Origin of the sequence: uncultured Aliiroseovarius sp., from assembly GCF_947497285.1 — a bacterium.
Classification (GTDB): Bacteria; Pseudomonadota; Alphaproteobacteria; order Rhodobacterales; family Rhodobacteraceae; genus Aliiroseovarius.
This window is the reverse complement of sequence record NZ_CANMFT010000002.1, coordinates 51333-70861: the sequence shown is the minus strand read 5'-3', so window position 1 is coordinate 70861 and position 19529 is coordinate 51333. Positions and strand designations below refer to the sequence as shown.

The 19529-nt window shown below is 58.9% G+C and carries 21 protein-coding genes; 12 read left to right on the top strand and 9 right to left on the bottom strand.

Annotated features, from left to right (window positions below):
* Positions 1–14: 14 nt before the first annotated feature.
* Positions 15–1319 carry a divergent polysaccharide deacetylase family protein gene (locus Q0864_RS03780; protein WP_298566308.1) on the bottom strand — a complete coding sequence of 435 codons (1305 nt, stop codon included), beginning with the start codon at positions 1317–1319 and terminating at the stop codon, positions 15–17.
* A 131-nt stretch (positions 1320–1450) separates the two neighbouring features.
* Here Q0864_RS03780 and Q0864_RS03775 point away from each other — a divergent pair, with 131 nt between their 5' ends.
* The 6 genes from Q0864_RS03775 (at position 1451) to lexA (ending at position 6398) form a co-directional block, all read left to right on the top strand.
* On the top strand, positions 1451–2032 hold the full coding sequence (locus Q0864_RS03775) for an aminodeoxychorismate/anthranilate synthase component II (RefSeq protein WP_298566306.1): 582 nt from the start codon (positions 1451–1453) through the stop codon (positions 2030–2032).
* Positions 2029–3045, top strand: a complete 1017-nt coding sequence (gene trpD / locus Q0864_RS03770) for an anthranilate phosphoribosyltransferase (RefSeq protein ID WP_298566304.1) — start codon at positions 2029–2031, stop codon at positions 3043–3045. The genes Q0864_RS03775 and trpD overlap by 4 nt, the downstream gene beginning before the upstream one ends.
* 46 nt (positions 3046–3091) lie before the next feature.
* Entirely contained in the window at positions 3092–3892 is an 801-nt protein-coding gene (gene trpC / locus Q0864_RS03765; protein ID WP_298566303.1) for an indole-3-glycerol phosphate synthase TrpC, read from the top strand.
* The gene (moaC, locus tag Q0864_RS03760) at positions 3889–4377 is read left to right on the top strand and encodes a cyclic pyranopterin monophosphate synthase MoaC (protein ID WP_298566302.1); all 489 of its coding nucleotides are present in this window, start codon (positions 3889–3891) and stop codon (positions 4375–4377) included. The genes trpC and moaC overlap by 4 nt, the downstream gene beginning before the upstream one ends.
* Complete coding sequence (gene glp / locus Q0864_RS03755) at positions 4374–5546, top strand: gephyrin-like molybdotransferase Glp (RefSeq protein WP_298566300.1); 1173 nt, start codon at positions 4374–4376, stop codon at positions 5544–5546. The genes moaC and glp overlap by 4 nt, the downstream gene beginning before the upstream one ends.
* 153 nt (positions 5547–5699) lie before the next feature.
* On the top strand, positions 5700–6398 hold the full coding sequence (gene lexA / locus Q0864_RS03750; RefSeq protein WP_298566298.1) for a transcriptional repressor LexA: 699 nt from the start codon (positions 5700–5702) through the stop codon (positions 6396–6398).
* Positions 6399–6510: 112 nt separating this feature from the next.
* Here lexA and phaR read toward each other — a convergent pair whose 3' ends face one another.
* The 3 genes from phaR to phaC all read right to left on the bottom strand — a co-directional run bounded on the left by phaR (position 6511) and on the right by phaC (position 9639).
* Entirely contained in the window at positions 6511–7080 is a 570-nt protein-coding gene (gene phaR, locus Q0864_RS03745; protein WP_298566296.1) for a polyhydroxyalkanoate synthesis repressor PhaR, read from the bottom strand.
* Between the two features lie 183 nt (positions 7081–7263).
* Complete coding sequence (locus tag Q0864_RS03740) at positions 7264–7707, bottom strand: Phasin (protein WP_298566295.1); 444 nt, start codon at positions 7705–7707, stop codon at positions 7264–7266.
* 138 nt (positions 7708–7845) lie between these two features.
* Positions 7846–9639, bottom strand: a complete 1794-nt coding sequence (gene phaC, locus Q0864_RS03735) for a class I poly(R)-hydroxyalkanoic acid synthase (protein WP_298566293.1) — start codon at positions 9637–9639, stop codon at positions 7846–7848.
* A 102-nt stretch (positions 9640–9741) separates the two neighbouring features.
* Here phaC and phaZ point away from each other — a divergent pair, with 102 nt between their 5' ends.
* Positions 9742–11043, top strand: a complete 1302-nt coding sequence (gene phaZ, locus Q0864_RS03730) for a polyhydroxyalkanoate depolymerase (RefSeq protein WP_298566291.1) — start codon at positions 9742–9744, stop codon at positions 11041–11043.
* 81 nt (positions 11044–11124) lie between these two features.
* Here phaZ and Q0864_RS03725 read toward each other — a convergent pair whose 3' ends face one another.
* The gene (locus Q0864_RS03725) at positions 11125–11835 is read right to left on the bottom strand and encodes an alpha/beta fold hydrolase (RefSeq protein WP_298566289.1); all 711 of its coding nucleotides are present in this window, start codon (positions 11833–11835) and stop codon (positions 11125–11127) included.
* 97 nt (positions 11836–11932) lie between these two features.
* On the bottom strand, positions 11933–12682 hold the full coding sequence (locus Q0864_RS03720) for an alpha/beta hydrolase (protein WP_298566287.1): 750 nt from the start codon (positions 12680–12682) through the stop codon (positions 11933–11935).
* Between the two features lie 170 nt (positions 12683–12852).
* Here Q0864_RS03720 and thrS point away from each other — a divergent pair, with 170 nt between their 5' ends.
* The 5 genes from thrS to Q0864_RS03695 all read left to right on the top strand — a co-directional run bounded on the left by thrS (position 12853) and on the right by Q0864_RS03695 (position 17849).
* Positions 12853–14802, top strand: coding sequence for a threonine--tRNA ligase (gene thrS, locus Q0864_RS03715; protein ID WP_298566285.1), 1950 nt, complete (start codon positions 12853–12855; stop codon positions 14800–14802).
* Between the two features lie 403 nt (positions 14803–15205).
* Positions 15206–15511 (top strand): DUF2282 domain-containing protein, encoded by a 306-nt coding sequence (locus Q0864_RS03710; protein WP_248363683.1) that lies wholly within the window; start codon positions 15206–15208, stop codon positions 15509–15511.
* Positions 15512–15625: 114 nt separating this feature from the next.
* A complete protein-coding gene (locus tag Q0864_RS03705) occupies positions 15626–16495 on the top strand; it encodes a DUF692 domain-containing protein (RefSeq protein ID WP_298566282.1) in 870 nt (289 codons plus the stop codon).
* Complete coding sequence (locus tag Q0864_RS03700; RefSeq protein ID WP_298566281.1) at positions 16492–17280, top strand: DNA-binding domain-containing protein; 789 nt, start codon at positions 16492–16494, stop codon at positions 17278–17280. Before Q0864_RS03705 ends, Q0864_RS03700 begins: the two co-directional genes overlap by 4 nt.
* A 20-nt stretch (positions 17281–17300) precedes the next feature.
* Positions 17301–17849: a DoxX family membrane protein gene (locus Q0864_RS03695; RefSeq protein WP_298566279.1), complete on the top strand. Its 549-nt coding sequence runs from the start codon at positions 17301–17303 to the stop codon at positions 17847–17849.
* A gap of 8 nt (positions 17850–17857) precedes the next feature.
* Here the strand turns inward: Q0864_RS03695 and Q0864_RS03690 are convergent, their stop codons facing one another.
* From Q0864_RS03690 to Q0864_RS03680, 3 genes are all read right to left on the bottom strand, one after another.
* The gene (locus tag Q0864_RS03690; protein ID WP_298566277.1) at positions 17858–18214 is read right to left on the bottom strand and encodes a hypothetical protein; all 357 of its coding nucleotides are present in this window, start codon (positions 18212–18214) and stop codon (positions 17858–17860) included.
* A 34-nt stretch (positions 18215–18248) separates the two neighbouring features.
* Positions 18249–18584, bottom strand: a complete 336-nt coding sequence (locus Q0864_RS03685; RefSeq protein WP_298566275.1) for an ArsC/Spx/MgsR family protein — start codon at positions 18582–18584, stop codon at positions 18249–18251.
* A 234-nt stretch (positions 18585–18818) separates the two neighbouring features.
* Positions 18819–19526, bottom strand: coding sequence for a DUF4145 domain-containing protein (locus tag Q0864_RS03680; protein WP_298566273.1), 708 nt, complete (start codon positions 19524–19526; stop codon positions 18819–18821).
* Positions 19527–19529 lie beyond the last annotated feature (3 nt).

Below are 19529 nucleotides of genomic sequence, written 5' to 3'. Positions count from 1 at the left end.
TTGCGGGTGCGTGATCAATTCCCCAACAAAATCGCGGACACAGGCGCCATGGCCACCGACTTGACCCGATTTCCAAGGCTCCATTCGATCAAGGCTTGAACCGTTTCAACGTTGGCGCGACCAAACATGATCACGCCACCTTCTTGCCCAGCCTTGAAGGCCGCATTGTCCATGAAACGCCGGATGACCTTGCCGTCCTGCCCCTCGCTGTCCAAATCCCGAAACACCAAGCCCGAAGCAACCCCCGTTTTGAGCGCCGTTTTATGGCCGGTGTTCAGGCCTTGTGGCTGGGTCACCAAACCATGGCCAGAGGCCGCCAGGATCGCGGCAATCTGGGCGGCAAGTTGGCTGTCGCTCTGAAAGCCGCTGTCGTGGTCCATGTAAATCGCGACCGCCTGGTCCAACAGCGGGGCCTGCACTTGCAGGTTTACTTCGGCATCGGTTGGCGTCGCGTTGGGCGGCAGAACAGGTTCGACGATCACCTCGGCACCAGCAGCCCGGTAAAACGCAATCGCCTGACTTGCATCGCTTGCACTGGCGTCCACGATGAAACTGACCGGAAATGGCAGGTTATTGAGGTCACCCATCGCCCGCCGCTTTTCGCCTTGGTCCAGCAAAACGACAGACATCAATGGCCGCCCCTCGGGGTCCGCGAAGCTTTCTGCGTTTCGCATGATGGCAAGCGACAACGTGTCGGTCAGAAGCTGCGCCTCGGCGGCATCTGGTGCATCGGTGCCTTCCTCTTCGGTTGGGGCAGCTTCGATCGTCGGCAACCGGTTCGTTGTCACGCCGTCGGCCTGATCTTTGATCGGCGCCACAGGTTCGCTTCTGATTTGAGGCGTGTTGGCAAGCTCGGGGATTGACTGGGCCGGGGCGTCGGCGTCCGGTGGCGTGGTCTCTTCGACCGGCGCATCTGGCGCAGTCGCTGGTGTGTCTGCGGCCGATGCAGACGGTGTTTCTGCCGGGATCGGGGCCGCTGCCGGACCTTCCGTTTCGACCGGCGCCGCGTCGATCGAGGCACTTGCACCCGGCAAGGCCCCCGGTGCCGCACTTGGTTCGACACCTGTATCTGGTGCCGGTTCGACCGCTGCATCATCAAGAGCGCTTTCGGGTGCGGCGATGTCAGCTGGGGCGGTTTCTGTTGCCTCGGGCGCATCGGCATCGGAAGCTGTGTCTGTGTCCGGTTCTGGCAGAGTTTCCGCCACCGGCACCGTCGATGGTTTCATTGAAACCGGATCCAACTGAAGCGATACCACGCCCAGTCCAAGGACCGAAACAACCGATCCCCACAATACGCCTGACAGGAAGCCCTTTGGCATGGCTTTCTCTCCCCGAAACCTCAATCCAAACGCGCGCCGCTCTTGACCCTCGGCGCCTGCGTGGATCATGTATAGCCCGACAGACGCGGGACGTAACCCCCGCTGCGAAAAACTAGGCGAAAGGCCGCAAAATGATCTTGCTGATCGATAATTATGACAGCTTCACCTACAATCTCGTCCATTATTTCGGCGAGTTGGGGGCAGATGTTGTGGTCAAACGCAACGACGCGCTGGATGTGCAAGAGGCGATGGGCATGGGCGCGGATGGAATCGTTTTGTCCCCCGGCCCCTGTGACCCCGCACAAGCCGGGATTTGTCTGGCCCTGACAGCTGCCGCTGCCGAAGCCAAAGTGCCGCTGCTTGGCGTCTGCTTGGGCCATCAGGCGATTGGCGAGGCGTTCGGCGGCAAGGTCGTGCGCGCGCCCGAGATCGTGCATGGCAAAATGGGCGAGATCATCCATCAGGGCAAAGGTGTGTTCGAAGGCCTGCCCTCGCCGCTTTTGGCCACGCGCTATCATTCGCTGGTGGTGGATCGCGACACCCTGCCCGACTGCCTTGAGATCACCGCCGAGCTGGACAATGGTCTGATCATGGGTCTGCGTCACAAGACGCTTGAGGTTGAAGGCGTGCAGTTCCACCCGGAAAGCATCAGGTCCGAGCATGGGCACAAGATGCTGGAAAACTTCCTGAACAGAACGAAGGTGTCAGCATGAGTGACGCGATGAAACCCCTGATCTATGCCGCGACCGAAGGCCCCCTGTCCCGCGCGCAGGCCGAGCTTGCCTTTGAAGAGCTGTTCGAAGGGCGCGCAACCCCTGCCCAAATCGGTGCGCTTCTGGCCGCGATGCGGGCGCGTGGGGAAAGCGTCGCGGAATACGCCGCCGCTGCCGCTGTCATGCGCGCCAAGTGCGCCAAGGTCAGCGCCCCGGACGGTGCGATGGACATTGTCGGCACGGGCGGCGACGGGATGGGCACGCTGAACATCTCGACCGCGACGGCCTTTGTCGTGGCGGGCGCGGGTGTGACGGTCGCCAAGCACGGCAACCGCAACCTGTCGTCCAAATCCGGCGCGGCGGATGCGCTGACCGAGATGGGCGTGAACGTCATGGTCGGTGCTGATGTGGCCGAACGCGCGATCAACGAAGTCGGCATCGGCTTCATGATGGCGCCCATGCACCACCCGGCGATGAAACATGTGATGCCCGTGCGGCAGGAAATGGGGTGCAAGACGATCTTCAACATCCTTGGCCCCCTGACCAACCCGGCCGGTGTCAAACGCCAACTGACCGGCGCCTTTGCCGCCGATCTGATCTTTCCGATGGCGGAAACACTGCAATCTTTGGGAGCAGAGAAAGCATGGCTGGTGCACGGGGCGGACGGGATGGACGAGATCTCGATCACCGGGGTGACGTCGGTGGCAGCTCTTGAGGATGGCAAGATCCATGCGCGCGAAATTCACCCCGAAGATGCGGGGCTTCCGGTGCACCGGCTTGCGTCGATCCTTGGGGGTGAGCCTGCCGAGAATGCCGTCGCCTTCCGCGCATTGCTGGCGGGCGAGGCATCCGCCTTTCGCGACGCAGTGCTGCTGAATTCCGCCGCTGCTTTGGTGGTGGCTGACAAGGCGGGCGACCTGAAATCCGGTGTTGAAATGGCCGCTGACAGTATCGACAGCGGGGCCGCGAAAGCAAAGATCGAAGCACTGGCAAAGCTGACCTCGGCCGCGTGACATTCCACGCCTTGCCCCCCAGCGCACGAAGGCATAAACCAAGCCCATGAGCACCGTTTTAGACAAGATCAAAGCCTACAAGCTGGACCATGTGGCCGCGTGCAAAGCAGCCCGCCCCCTGTCCGAGGTTGAGGCCGCCGCCCGTGACGCTTCCCCCACGCGGGGCTTTGCCGCCTCCCTGATGAAGGCTGCTGAAACAGGCTATGGCCTGATTGCCGAAGTCAAGAAGGCCAGCCCGTCCAAAGGCTTGATCCGCGCCGATTTCGACCCGCCCGCATTGGCCCGCGCCTATGAGGCTGGCGGCGCGACTTGCCTGTCGGTTCTGACGGACACACCGTCCTTTCAAGGCGCGGACGAGTTCCTTGTCGCAGCCCGTGCGGCGGTCAGCCTTCCTGCCCTGCGCAAAGACTTCATGTATGACACCTATCAGGTCGCTGAAGCGCGCGCTTTGGGCGCAGACTGCATCCTGATCATCATGGCATCCGTGGACGACGCGCAAGCGCAAGAGCTTGAGGACGCCGCCTTTTCATGGGGCATGGACGTTCTGATCGAAGTGCATGACGAGGACGAACTCGACCGTGCCCTTGCATTGAAATCCCCGCTTCTGGGCGTCAACAACCGAAACCTGAAGACGTTCGAGACGTCGCTCAACACCACCCGCCGCCTGTCGAAATTAGCCCCCGCCGACCGTCACCTTGTGTGCGAAAGCGGGCTGTCGACACCGCAGGATCTGGCGGATATGGCCGAATACGGCGCGCGGTCCTTCCTCATCGGCGAAAGCCTGATGCGGCAGGACGATGTTGAGGCTGCGACCCGAAACCTGCTTGCCAACCCGGTGCCCGCATGAGCGACAAATCCCCCCTCACCCATTTCGACTCCGACGGGCAGGCCCATATGGTCGACGTGTCCGACAAGGCTGTGACCGACCGGGTTGCGCTGGCGGAAGGCTTCGTGAAAATGACGCCCGAAACGCTGGCACTGGTTACGTCGGGCAGCGCCAAGAAAGGCGACGTGCTGGGCGTCGCGCGGCTGGCCGGGATCATGGGGGCGAAACGCACCTCGGACCTGATCCCGCTGTGCCACCCACTGCCCATCACCAAGGTCGCGCTAGACCTGACCACTGCCCCCGACCTGCCTGGCGTGCGGATCACCGCGACCGTCAAGACTGGCGGGCAAACGGGCGTCGAGATGGAAGCGCTGACTGCCGTATCCGTCGCCTGCCTGACCGTCTATGACATGCTGAAGGCCGCGGAAAAGGGGATGGAAATCACCGGCATCCGCCTGCTGCGCAAGGAAGGCGGAAAATCAGGCATCTATGAGGCCGACGGATGATCTCCGTGACCCAGGCGCTGGACGCCATCTTCGATCTTGTCACGCCACTGGACAGCGAAGAGGTGACGCTGGCCGACGCCGCTGGCCGCGTGCTTGCAGCACCCGTCACCGCGACCCGGCTGCAACCACCTTTTGCCGCCTCCGCCATGGATGGCTATGCGCTGAACGGGGTCGAGGCCGACCCCGAAGCGATGTTCCGCGTCATCGGCGAAAGCGCGGCGGGGCATGGATTTGCCGGCAAAGTCGGCCCCGGCGAATGCGTGCGCATTTTCACTGGCGCGCCGATGCCCACTGGCGCGGATCGCGTGATTATTCAAGAGGATGTGGAGCGCAAGGGCAACCTGATCACACTGGCGCGCAAGCTGGACAAAGGCCCGCATGTGCGCCCTGCCGGTGCTGACTTTGCGCCCGGTAACACGATCCCGGCCCCCCGTGTTCTGACCGCCGCCGATCTCGCGCTGGCCGCGGCAATGAATGTGCCGACGCTGACCGTGACCCGCAAACCTGTCGTGGCGCTTTTGGCGACGGGCGATGAGCTTGTCATGCCGGGCGAGGAACCGGGACCGGACCAGATCATCGCCTCCAACAGCTTTGGCCTGAAAGCCCTGATCGAGGCCAATGGCGGCCACGCCCGCATGTTGCCCATCGCGCGTGACAATTTCGACAGCTTGCGCACGGCTTTTGAACTGGCGGCGGGTGCGGACCTGATCGTTACCATTGGTGGCGCCTCGGTCGGTGATCATGATCTGGTCGGTGTTGTGGCGGCCGAAATGGGTATGGACCAAAGCTTTTACAAAGTGCTGATGCGCCCCGGCAAACCCCTGATGGCCGGACGCATGGGCGACGCTGCCATGATCGGACTGCCGGGCAATCCTGTGTCCTCGATGGTATGCGGACATGTGTTTCTGGTCCCTGCCCTGCGCGCCATGCTGGGCTTGGGTGCGACCCCAGCCCCGCGCCAAACAGCGGTGCTGGCAGCCCCAGTCAAAGCCAACGGGCCGCGCGAACATTATATGCGCGCGCGCGTCGAAGGTGGCAAGATCACGGTCTTTGACAGCCAGGACAGCGCCCTTCTGAGTGTCCTGGCCCAAGCCAACGCGCTTTTGGTCCGCCCGGTCAACGCCCCCGCCGGCGATGCGGGCAGCCAGGCAGAGTATCTGCCGATCTGATCGGACACACCTCCCACACCCTCCAGTTGCACCATGTTGACACAAAAAGGGAACATGGATAGAACATACCTTGAACGCCCCCATTCACGGGGCCGGGATTGGCATATCTTTACGCGTTGATCCCCGATCAGACAAAAATGGAGGCGCGCGATCATGTTGACCCGCAAACAGTTGGAACTTCTTGAATTCATCCATGGGCGAATTCAGAAGGATGGTGTTCCCCCCTCATTCGACGAAATGAAAGAAGCGTTGGACCTGCGCTCCAAATCCGGCATTCACCGCTTGATCACAGCACTCGAAGAACGCGGCTTCATTCGCCGCCTTGCCCACCGCGCCCGCGCGATCGAGATCGTGAAACTGCCCGAACCAATGGAAAACGCTGGACGTGCGGGTTTCGAACCAAGGGTGATTGAAGGCAATCGACCCTCCAGCACGCCCCCCAGCGCGATTGCTTTGGAAGGCATGGGCGTCAGCGACTTGCCTCTTTTGGGTCGGATCGCCGCTGGCGAACCGATCGAAGCGATCACCGACGGCGCTCAACATGTCTCGGTTCCCGAAAACATGCTGGGCACCGGCGGGCGCCACTATGCGCTGGAGGTCAAAGGCGATTCGATGATCGAAGCCGGGATCAACAATGGCGATGTCGTCGTCATTCGCGAAACCAGCCATGCCCAGAACGGCGATATCGTTGTGGCTCAGGTCGACGGCTATGAGGCCACCCTGAAACGGTTTCGCAAAAACGGTGACATGATCGCGCTTGAGGCTGCAAACCCTGCCTATGAAACCCGGCTTTTGCCGGAAGGTCAGGTCAAGGTGCAGGGCAAATTGGTCGGGTTGATCCGCACCTATTGAGCGTCGCCCCTCTCGGGCTATCTGTCGCAACGCCACAAAAAAAGACGCGCCTCGGGCGCGTCTCTTTTTTCGTCAACTTGGATCAGTCGCTCTTTCCCGCGCGGCTTGCCTGTCAGCCGAGGCCGGACAGTTTTTTCTGCAGCTCAGCAAGTTGCTTTTTTATCGCATCCAGATCGTCATTGCCGGCTTTGTCGTCCGTGGACGCTGCCTCTTCATCCTCTTCCGGCGGTGAAGACGCCCCGGGAAATCCGCTCATCATTGCTTTCATGAACGCTTCTTGCTGCGCTTGCATCACCTCGAACCCTGGCATCTGGGCCAAAGGGTTTCCCATCGGTCCAAGGTTGCCCAGCATCTTGGATTGCCCATCGCGCAGCATCTCGAAGCTGGCGGCCAGAAACTGCGGCACAATGCTTTGCGCCTGCGTGGTATAGGATCGGACCAGATCCGTCAGAACATCCACCGGCAGAACGCTTTCGCCCCGGCTTTCGTGTTCAGCGACGATCTGCAAAAGATATTGCCGCGTCAGATCATCCCCGGATTTCAGGTCAATGATCTGCACTTCACGCCCATCGCGGATGAACCCGGCGATGTCGTCAAGCGTCACATAATCCGAGGTTTCGGTATTATAGAGCCGCCGACTTGCGTAGCGCTTGATCAGCAGCGTGTCCTGTTTCTGTGCCATTGTACCTCCCCGCAGCAATTTTGTGCTGCACTGCAAAATCCTAACAGCGACAAGTTCAAAGGCAAGCCTTTTGCGCACCTGATGCAGCATCGGCCGAACAGTCGCGACAAAGAAAAAGGGCGAGCATGATGCTCGCCCTTAGGAAAAATGCCGGTTGGGAGGTAAGTCCGGCGATTGTTCCGATTACTTAGCAGTCGCTTTTTTGGCGGCCTTCTGAACTTCGTCAGTGGCTTTTTTAACAGCGGCTTGAGCGTCGTCACCGATCTCTTTGCCAGCAGCCATCATCAGTTCAACTGTTTCAGCTTGAACTTTTTTAGCAACTTCAGCGAAAGCAGCCAGGTTCTCAGCGGCCAGCTCGGCTTGAGCCGAAGCGAAGTCGGTTACGGCTTTGCCATAATCAGCTGCTTCTTCTTTTGCAGTGGTAACGTCGCCCATTTTGGTCAGCGTTTCTTTGGTCCACTTGGTCGAAATCTCAGCCGATTTGTCTGCAGCTTGCAGAGCAACTTTCGACATCTTTTCGGCCAGAGCGGCTTGGTTTTTGAAAGCGTCTTGAGCGACCGACATGTCAACAGGGAAGTTACCCATCATGTCTTGGAACATCTTGGTGAAGTCTTGTGTCTTAGTCATTTCTATTCTCCGTGGTGCGACGCCGATGTGAGGAGGTGGCGTCTGAATTTCTCAACTGAAGACAATATGCATGCTGCAGCGCAGCAAATCAAGTCTTTTTCTGCACTGCAGCATAACTTCTTCAGAAGACGTTGAAATTCAGATATTTGGCTTCGCGACGACATATGTTCCGGGAGCGGGCGCCAGCGGTTTATGATCCGAATCGCCTATCTCGCGGGCGTCGATCATCTTGCCAGACTGCGCACCAAGCCACTCGGCCCACCTGCCCCACCACGATCCTTCGTGGAACGTGGCCCCGTCCAGCCAATCCGACGACGCTGCTGGCCAGTCCTCATTGGTGTAGTGTCCGTATTTCTTTTTCGAAGGCGGGTTCACAATGCCCGCGATATGGCCACTTTCCGACAAGATGAACGTCTTGTTCTTCGACCCCATCTGCCGGAAACCGTCGTAAGACGATTTCCACGCGGCGATGTGGTCCGTTTCACATGCGATCGCGCACAGCGGGACATTCACATCTTCGATCGACAGATGCTCGCCCAACAAGGGGAAGTCCCCTTTGGCGAACTGGTCACCCTGACACAGCCCGCGCAGGTATTCGACCGTCATCTTGGCCGGAAGGTTTGTGCTATCGCCGTTCCAATACAGCAAATCAAAGGCGGGTGGCGTCTTGCCCAGCATATAGCTGTTGATGGCCGGCCCATAGATCAGATCATTGGGACGCAGATAGGAAAACGTCCGCGACATGAAGAAACTGTCTAGATAGCCCGCCTCTTTCACCTCTTCCTCGATCCCGTTCACGAAATCATTGTCGAGGAAGACCCCGACCTCTCCCTGATCCGAGAAATCCGTCAGGGTCGTGAAGAAGGTTGCCGACTTCACCGAGGTATCGCCGCGCTTCTTCATCAGCGACAGTGTCAGCGACAGCGTTGTGCCGGCGATGCAATAGCCAACCACGTTCACCTTCTTCTGCCCCGTGATCGCCTTCACTTCACGCATCGCGGCCAGATAGCCGTCTTCGATGTAATCCCCCATACCAACATCGGCGTAAGAGGCATCCGGGTTTACCCAACTGACCACGAACAGCGTAAAGCCCTGTTCGACGATCCACTTGATCAGGCTGTTTTGTTCTTTCAGGTCCAGAATGTAGAACTTGTTGATCCAGGGCGGGAAGATGATCAACGGCGTGGTGTGGACCTTTTCGGTCGTCGGGGCATACTGAATCAGCTCCATCATCCGGTTGCGATAGACGACCTGCCCCGGCGTTGTTGCGATGTTCTTGCCCACTTCGAAGGCGGTATCGTCGACAAGCTTGACCAGCAATTCGCCGTCATGCGCTTCCAGATCCGCAACCAGATTTTCCAATCCGGCGACCAAGGATTGCCCTTTGGTTTCGACAGCGCGCTCAATCGCTTCGGGATTGGTGGCCAGGAAGTTGGTCGGGCTCATCATGTCGATGATCTGGTGGGTGAAGAACTCCAGACGCTTGCGTTCGCTGTCTTCCACGCCCTCGACATCGCCAAGAGCCTCTTTCATGGCTTGCGAGGTCGTGAGGTATTGTTTCTTGAGGTAGCTGTAATACGGATGCGAATCCCAAAGCGGATTGGAAAAGCGCCGATCCTTGGGCGTTTCATCATCGGCGGAATTGAAGTCGCCTCTGGCGATCGCCGCCTGAGCTTCGATAGCGTGTTCAAGCGTTTTGCCCCAATAGCTCGCCTGATGTTCAATCATTTTGGCTGGGTTGGCCAAGATCTCGGCCCACACCTTGCCGGCTGTCTCCAAAAAGAATTCCTGACCGGGGGCCTGCAAACTGGACCTGACGGGCTTGCGATGCGCAATGATATTTGCAAGTCGCGTGGACAATGCCTCGATACGGGCAAGATTGTCGTTTAATTCACTCAACTCCTGGCCCTGATTATTTTGGTCAGTTGTCATGAAGCAATTTCCCCCGTATGATTTCGCACGTGCAGCATCGAGATATCCGCATGTGTTTTCGACTATGCGAATGCAGCGAGCAAAAATCAAAGGGTAATTCACATGCGATATATGGCGACCTACGACCTGATGGAAACCATCCGCAACACGAATCAGTGGCTCGGTGCGACCGCCGCCGCGATGGGTTCCTATCCGGCAACGGCGCTTATGCCGACCCCGTTCTTTCAAATGATGGCCGCTTGGGGCGAAGTCACAGAACGCAGCTTTCACCGCATGGTGATGAAGCCGGATTGGGGCATCACCAGCGTCGTCGCCGAAGATGGGCGTGATCACATCGTGCAGATCGATAAGTTGGTCGAACGCCCGTTCGGAGACTTGATCCAATTCAAAGTTCTAGGTCGGCCTGAGAAAGAGCGCCGCATATTGCTGGTTGCGCCGATGTCGGGCCACTATGCCACGCTTCTACATTCGACCGTCGCCAGCCTGTTGCCTGACGCCGAGGTCTATATCACCGACTGGCACAACGCCCGCGATATCCCGGTCAGCGAAGGCAAGTTCGATATCGAGGATTATACGCTCTACCTTGTTGAATTCATGCGCCATCTTGGGCCGGACATCAATGTGGTAGCGGTCTGCCAACCGGCCCCCCTGACCCTTGCCGCGACGGCCTATCTGGCCGAAGTTGACCCCGAGGCCCAACCGCAAACGCTGACCCTGATTGGCGGGCCGATCAACCCCGACGCCGCCGCCACCGACGTGACGGACTTTGGGCGTCGCGTGACGATGGGACAATTGGAAGAGCTCGCCATCCAGCGCGTTGGGTTCAAATACAAGGGCGCAGGCCGGATGGTTTATCCCGGACTGTTGCAACTGGCCGGCTTCATGTCGATGAATTCCGAAACCCACTCCAAGGCGTTCAGAAATCAGGTCATGCGCGTGGCCAAAGGCGAAGCGACCGAGAATGACAAACATAATCGGTTCTATGACGAATACCTTGCCGTGATGGATATGACTGCAGAATTCTATCTGTCCACCGTTGAACGCGTGTTCAAAAAGGGCGAGATCGCCAAGAACGAATTCGTCGTCGACGGCCACACGGTCAATATCGGTGCGATCACCGATGTCGCGGTGAAAACTGTCGAAGGCACCAAAGATGATATCACGGCACCGGGCCAGTGTATCGCGGCACTTGAGATGCTGACCGGCCTGCCCGACAGCAAGAAGGCCAGCCATGTGGAAGAAGGCGCCGGACATTACGGCATCTTCGCGGGCAAAAGCTGGCGCAACAACATCCGTCCCTTGGTGCTGGACTTCATTGACCAGAACAAAGGGCGCCACGCCGCGCAAGCCGCGAAGAAACGGGCGACCAAAGCACGCAAGTCTGCTGTTTTGAAAGCCGTCTGAGCAGCCAAGCATCCGGCGGAAAAAACAAAAGAAGGCGCGCCTGAACGGTGCGCCTTTCTTTTATTGTTTTCTACAACTTACCTACCGAAGTTCAAGCGGCATTTCCAACCAGGCGCGCAGCCCGATCGTGACTTGAAGCGGCACCTCAAGCGTGGGCAGATGGCCTGCATCCTGCAATGTGACAAGCTCTGCCCCCGGGATAAGCGCCGCCATGGTTTCATGCCTTTTCGGAGGTGTCAGCCCGTCATGCGCCCCACACATGACCATCGCCGGGACACGCAATTTCTGAAGCGCACGCTGTGCATCCGGGCGGCGCTGTAGCGCGCGCGATTGGCGCACGAACATCTCGGCACCAAGCCCGTGCGCCATGTCGTGCACAAGCTCCAGGATCGGAGCTCGACCGGCGCCAGGGGCCAGATTGTCCGGCGACATTGCTTCGTTCAGCGCCTCATCCAGCCGCCCTGCGCTTGCGCGCACAATCTGCGGTTCACGCCACGCGGCTTGCGCTGGGGTGTCGGGCAATGGCGTGGTTGAAATCAATGCCAGCCGGTTGACCCGCTCGGGTGCGCGGCGCGCCATCTCCATCGCGACAATGCCGCCCATGCTCAGCCCGGCCAAGGCAAAGCGCGCCGGCGCTTGATCCAAAATATGCGCTGCCATTTCACGAATGGTGTCGCCCACCACGGGGGCGGCCACGTGAACGGCGTGATCACGCGAAAGATCGTTGATCTGCGGCCCGAAAACGCGCGCATCACACATCATTCCCGGAATTAGCACCAAGGGGTCTGGCATCATTCGCTCGCTTGTCTGTCTTGCCTCGGTCGGGACTTTGAAGCGCAGCGCCGAATTGCGCAAGCGCTATCGCGGAAGCCGCAGAAAGATGCGGCAATCATCCGCGCGACAGCACGACTTTCACCATCTTCTGAATGGTGCGCAGGCATTCTTCGTCTGAAAACCGGTGATCGGCGCCTTTCACCAACGTCAGCCGGATGTCGGCGCCTTCGACATGCTCAAGCAGTTTCACCGCCTGCGCGGTCGGCACGGCGGTGTCCTCGGTCCCTTGCAGAAAACGCACAGGCACATCAAGCTTCAGCAGGCTGCGCAGAACCAGATGATCGCGCCCATCTTCGATCAGGCGCTTGGTGATAATGTAATCCTCGTCATAGTCCGAGGGGAGCGTCACGAAGCCCTTACGCTCCAGTTCCGCCTTCTGATCATCGCTGAACCCGGCCCAATAGCCATCTTCGGTGAAGTCAGGGGCAGCCGCGATGGTGACAAGACCCACCACCCGGCCCGGTCGTGCGCGCGCCAGCAACAGCGACTGCCAGCCGCCCATTGAACTGCCGACCACCAGAACGGGGCCGTCAATCAACTGGTCGACAACTGCCAGTGTGTCCTCATGCCAATCTCCGATGCAGCCTTCGGTAAACTCGCCCGAGCTTTTGCCGTGCCCGGAATAGTCAAACCGAAGGAACGCCCGCCCCTCGGCCTTGGCCCAAGCCTCAAGCGCGACCGCCTTGGTGCCCTCCATGTCCGACTTCAGGCCGGACAGAAACAGGATCGTCGGCCCCTGCCCGTCTGTTTTCACGTAAGCGATGCGGCGGCCATTGGCGGTGTCGAGATACTGAATGTCGGTCATGGTCTTTCCCGTCTGATGTGTCGCGCAAACCATACCGGGCGCGAAATGCTCTGCAATCCCCAACTTGCCCTTCAAGCCGTTGACAGCCGCGCACGCAAGGTTCAAAAGTCGCCCACACATAACCCGCAACCGGGCGTTCCGTGGGCGCCAAAACGACGAGGAGAAGGCCAATGAGCCAGATTTCCCTTACATTTCCTGACGGCAATTCGCGCGACTATGACGCGGGCGTGACCCCTGCCGAGGTCGCCGCGAGCATCTCAAATTCGTTGGCGAAGAAAGCCATTTCCGCGACGGTCGGTGGTGCCCATTGGGACATGCAATGGCCGATCAACGACGATGCGTCGATCTCGCTTCACACGATGAAGGACGACACGCAGGCGCTGGAGTTGATCCGCCACGACTTCGCCCACGTGATGGCGCGCGCGGTGCAGGAGATCTGGCCCGACGTGAAAGTTACCATCGGCCCGGTGATCGATAACGGCTGGTATTACGATTTTGACCGCGAAGAGCCGTTCACGCCCGAAGACCTCGGCCAGATCGAGGCCAAGATGAAAGAGATCATCAACAAGCGCGAACCCGTCACCACCGAGATTTGGGAACGCGACCGCGCGGTGAAATTCTATGAGGCCAATAACGAACCCTACAAGGTCGAGCTGATCGAAGCCATTCCGGGTGACGAGCCGCTGCGCATGTATTGGCACGGCCATTGGCAGGATTTGTGCCGCGGTCCGCACCTGCAACACACAGGCCAACTGCCCGCCGACGCGTTCAAACTGATGAGCGTGGCGGGTGCCTATTGGCGTGGCGATTCAGATCGCGCGATGTTGCAACGGATCTATGGCGTCGGCTTCCAGAACAAGGAGCAACTGAAAAAGCACCTGCACATGCTGGAAGAAGCCGCCAAACGTGACCACCGCAAGCTGGGCCGCGAGATGGACCTGTTTCACATGCAGGAAGAAGCCCCCGGCCAAATCTTCTGGCACCCCAACGGCTGGACGATCTACACAGAGCTTCAGGACTATATGCGCCGTCAGCAAAAGCGCGGCGGCTATGTCGAGGTGAACACGCCGCAGGTCGTGGATCGCAAACTGTGGGAAGCCTCGGGCCACTGGGAAAAATATCAGGAGCATATGTTCATCGTCGAAGTGGACGAAGAACACGCGCGCGAGAAATCCGTCAACGCGCTGAAACCGATGAACTGCCCGTGCCACGTTCAGATTTATAATCAGGGTCTGAAATCCTATCGCGACCTGCCCCTGCGCATGGCCGAGTTTGGCTCGTGCAACCGGTATGAGCCGTCGGGCGCTCTGCACGGGATCATGCGGGTGCGCGGGTTCACACAGGATGACGCGCATATTTTCTGCACCGAGGCGCAGATCGAGGACGAGACGAAAATCTTCATCGAGTTTCTGTCCGCGATCTACGAAGACCTTGGGTTCGAAAACTTCGCGATCAAGTTCTCGGACCGTCCTGAAAAGCGGTCGGGATCGGACGAGGTCTGGGACAAAGCCGAGACCGCGCTTTTGGGGGCCACCAAAGCGGCGGGCTATGACTGCGAACTGAACCCCGGCGAAGGGGCATTCTATGGTCCCAAGCTGGAGTTTGTATTGACCGACGCCATCGGGCGCGACTGGCAATGTGGCACATTGCAGGTGGATTTCGTCCTGCCGGAACGTCTGGATGCGAATTATATCGGCGAGGACGGGGCCAAGCATCGCCCGGTCATGCTGCACCGCGCCACGCTGGGGTCTTTTGAACGCTTCATTGGCATCCTGATCGAAAGCCACGCGGGCAAGCTGCCTTTCTGGGTCGCACCACGTCAGGTGGTTGTCGCCTCGATCGTGTCGGACGCTGATGACTACGTGCAATACGTCGTCGCCGCGCTGAAAGCAAAAGGCATCCGCGCAGAGGCTGACATTCGAAATGAAAAGATCAACTACAAGGTCCGTGAACACTCGGTCGGCAAGGTGCCGGTCATTCTGGCCTGCGGCATGAAAGAAGTCGAAGACGGCACGGTATCGATGCGCCGCTTGGGCGACAAGCATTCGAAGGTGCTGCCGTTGGAAGACGTGGCCGGGATGCTGGCGCACGAAGCGACCCCGCCCGATCTGGCCGAATAGCAGGGCTAAGACCTTAAACCCCCGCCAAGCGCGGGGGTTTTTTTCTATCCCAATACGTCGCACCCCCTCACATTGCCCGTGACAAACGGAAAGTATCACCAAAAAGCCTGTAACAAACGCCAAGAAGACGGCGCTTTTCTTGAAACTTTCGAAATCGCAATTGGCTCGGGTCACGCAAAGTTTGCGAAGTCGATTTTCCGATCGCCCAGATTTTCCCATTGATATGAGGGCTTAACGGGCTCAAGCCACGCGCCACCACGCCAACGAACGCGCCTTTGCAGCGATCACTCCCGCTAACGGAGCCGTGAATTACGCGTTCGTGAATGGAGCCGCCTGCCCCCCACGCTTTACCTTTCCCTTACCGCCCATGAGCGGTGAGAATAAAACCCGAAAGGAAAACTTGATGTCCAACAACATGAAAACCGTCGCCGTTCTTGGTGCAGTCTCTGCCGCAGTTGCCGCCAGCGCCGTGCCCGCCTTCGCTGATGGCGAGCAGGAAAAATGCTTTGGTGTGTCGCTTGCAGGTCAAAACGATTGCGCCGCTGGCCCCGGCACCACCTGCGCAGGCACTTCCACCGTCGACTACCAAGGCAACGCCTGGAAACTGGTTCCGGCCGGCACGTGCGAGACCATGGAGGTCACCGACGCTGAAGGCATGATGATGAAGGGCTCGTTGGAGGCTCTGGATACCAACCTGCCTGCCAGCTAAATCTGGTTGCAAATCGCTCTGGCCGGTTGTCCGGCCGGAGCCACCATCGCGCCTGACCAGCCTGCACCCTTTGCCAAGTCAACCGCCTGACCCGAGCTTTCGATGGAGCTTTCCATGCTTGATATTGCCCATGACAACACGTTGCCCAACGGGGCGGGCGTCGGATACAAACCGCAGCATTTTGCGGCCCTCATCGACAACCCCGGCACGGTCAGTTGGCTTGAGATTCACGCGGAAAACTACATGGGCGACGGCGGACGCCCAATGGCGCAACTGCGCCACTTGGCCGAGCATTTCCCGATTTCGGTGCACGGTGTCGGCCTATCCATCGGTGGTGAAACCCGTTTGGACCCCGAACATCTTGCCCGCCTGAAGCGCTTGGTCGATTGGCTGAACCCCGCGATGTTTTCCGAACATCTGGCGTGGTCGACCCATGACGGCGCGTTCCTGAACGATCTTTTACCGCTGCCCTACACAACCAACACACTCACCCGCATCACCGCGCATATCAACGAGGTGCAGGATCACCTTGGGCGCAAGATGCTGCTGGAAAACCCGTCATCTTATCTGGCCTTCGCTGAAAGCACGTGGTCCGAACCGGATTTCCTGCGCGAAGTTGCCCGGCGCACCGGGTGCGGGCTGCTGCTGGATGTGAACAACGTCTTTGTCTCTGCGACCAATCTGGACTTTGATCCACGCGCCTATATCGACGCCTACCCGCTTGACTTGGTTGAAGAATTTCACCTTGCTGGCCATGACGAAGATGCCGACGAGATGGGTCGCAAGCTGTTGATTGACAGCCACGGCACGCCGGTGGACGAACCCGTCTGGACCCTGTTTGACCACGTGATCGCCCGTGCAGGCGCGCGCCCTGCCCTTGTGGAATGGGACAATGACGTGCCGGATTGGGACATTCTGGAAGCCGAAGCCGCCCGCGCGACGCGCCACATGGAACCAGCATTGGCCGCGCAGGTCTCGGCATGACGCGCGCTGAAACCCTTCCCCGCACAGGTGATGTAACCGTGACGCAAACGGCGTTTCGCAAAGCGCTGCTTGATCCACAACAGGCGGTGCCGGACGGGCTGACCAACCCCGACGGTCAACAAGCCTCCAAGCGGTTCTCGGTCTACCGCAACAACGTTGTGCATGGCTTGTCCGAGGCGATGCTGACGGGGTTCCCGGTGCTTGCCAAATTGGTCGGCGACGAATTTTTTCGCGAAATGGCAAAGGTTTACCTACGCATTCACCCGCCAACCTCGCCCCTTATGATGCATTACGGGGCCGCCCTTCCGGGGTTTCTGGAAAGCTTCCCCGGCACGCTTCATCTGAAATACCTGCCCGATGTGGCGCGGTTGGAACTGGCCCTGCGGCGTGCCTATCACGCGGGCGACGCGGCACCTGTTAACCCTGATGACCTGACCAAGCTGGACCATCGCGCATTGATGGCGACGCGGCTTCAGATGTCGCCTGCCAGCGAGGTTTTGGTCACCAAATGGCCGGCAAAGGCGATCTGGGATTTCAACATGAAGGGTGGGCCACAGCCCAAAGGCGGAGGTGAGACCATCCTGATCAGCCGCATCGGCTTTGATCCCGTGGCCGAGCTGCTGCCCGATGGCGGCGCGCGTTTCGTCAATTCCCTGATCAAGGGTTGCAGCTTTGGCACCGCGCTGGGGCTTGCCACGGCAGACACACCTGATTTCGATCTGACAGCCACTCTTGGCGTTCTGATCGCAACCCACTCTATCATCGGCATCGACAAACCAGACTGAACACTCGGAAGGATACCGCCATGCGCGCCTTGGCAAATCTCTATAACCTGCTTGCCGATTTGGCCGAGCGGTTGGCCCCGGCCACCCTGCCCACGCTGGCCCGCTTCACTTTCGCTGCGACTTTGCTTGGGTATTTCTGGGCCTCGGCGCTGACTAAAACGGGCGACGGCCTGCTTGGCGTTTTCCAACCCAGCCTTGGCGCCTATGCGCAGATTTTCCCCAAAGCGATGGAGGCCGCATCGTATGACATCGGGCAGCTTGGCATGTTCCACTGGGCCGTGGTCGTCGCGGGCACCTTGGCCGAATTCGCCTTGCCGCTATTGATCACCATCGGATTGCTGACCCGCCTAACCGCCCTTGGGATGATCGGCTTTGTCGTCGTGCAAAGCCTGACCGACCTTTTTGGCCACGGCGGGATTGAGCAGCCCGAAACGCTGGGCGCATGGTTTGACCGCATTCCCGACAGCGTGATTTTGGATCAACGCCTGTTCTGGATGGTTGTGCTGGTGACCTTGGTGCTGAAAGGCGCAGGCCCGCTGTCTGTCGACCGACTGCTGAACATCCGCTGACGCGGACCCTAGTGCGGGTCGGGCTTCACCGCGACCAGAGCGAGCAGCCCACCCAGACCTGCCAGCGCGATTGGGAACATGGTGAACACGCCATAGCCAAAAGCGAAATACATGCCGGCCGCGGACAAAAGCAGCAAGATGCCCCCAACCTGTGCGGCAGAGCGCGCCATCGCACCACCCGCCAGCGCAAGAACCGGCGCGATAAGGGCAAAGGCGCGGACCCGGCCCGGATTATCCACCTGTTCGGCCAGATCGGGCAACTCGCCCATCCGCGCGATCACTTCGGTATAGCCATAGCCGAAAAATCCAACGATCATGCCCCAAATCCCGGCGATGATCCCCAAAACCAATGCAGCGTTGCGCATGCAAATACCTCCTACTTTCCGAACAGATAGGCGCTCAGGCGGCGCCCTCCAACCAGCTGTCACGCGTTTTTGCGTCCCAACCTAACGTCAACTTGTCCCTGTCCTCGATCACCGGGCGCTTCATCAATGTCGGATTTTGTGTCAACAATTCAATAGGATCACCCGCGCGCTCACTGTCAGACAAGCCGCGCCACGTGGTAGAGCGTTTATTGACAAACGCCTCGCCAAACGCCGCATGGAACCGCGCCAGATCGGCAGGGTCAACGCCGTCAGCACGCACATCTACGTAATCGACAGAGAGGCCCGCTGCCTCCAACGCCTTCACCGCCTTGCGGCATGTGTCACAGTTTTTCAGACCCCAAACGCGCATATTGCCTCCTAGATTGGCATCAATTTGGCTAGGCACGAATGCCGCCCAACGCCTGTTATGGCGTGGTCTGGGGCGAAACGGAAGGGGGACTGCTATGGCCTAGGAACTGATCGAGTGATTGGGGACGCGCTTCGTTTTCAAAGGGCAGCGCCCGACCCTGGGATGGTGCGAAGCGCCCTCCCGTGGGGAGGGTCGGGCGCTGCCCGTGCGCGGCACGGGTTACTTAAGCATTATCTAATCCGCCTGCCCTCGCAGCTCATCAAGCCTCTTAATCTTTGCGTCAATCTCGATTGGCACCTGATAAAAATAAGAAATTACGTTGCCGACCAATCCGATCATAATTTCTGCAGATTCTCGATCAACCTCAACGTTAGGATCAAAGTGAGCACCTTCGTTTCTGCGTTTTTTCACAGCAAGGGCAAGATCCTTCATCGGTTGACTGAAATCGTATTCTTCGACAGCTTTTTCAATGAGTTGATACAAAGAAAGATCCGTCGAATCTATGCCAATCACGTCCTTCAGCACTCCTTCTAACGTGCGCCCAGCAGCCGCCGCCGCGCTATTGCTAGCGCCAGATGCTAGAGAACTGACCGCTTCTGAAAGCGCGTCCACAATCTTTTGCGGAACCAGTTCAGAATAGTTGGAGGCTATTGCCGAAAATTCACTCGCGTTGGAGGCGTATATCCTTGTCAGTTTCTTACTTCCCCCATTTTCGGGACGAAGGATGAACGTCATTCGTGCATTGCAGCCTGAGCAGTTGGAAAATGCCGTCCCTAGACCAGAGTGCACATTGTAATGTAAGCCTCGTAATTCAAATGTGCTCAGGTGATAGCAATGTGGGCAACGAATGCTAACATGTTTTGGCGACTGTAAGTCACGCACATTTGGGACAACCCCCCAATTTCGGAGGTTCCTTTCTTCCACCTGAACAAAATCATCCATTCA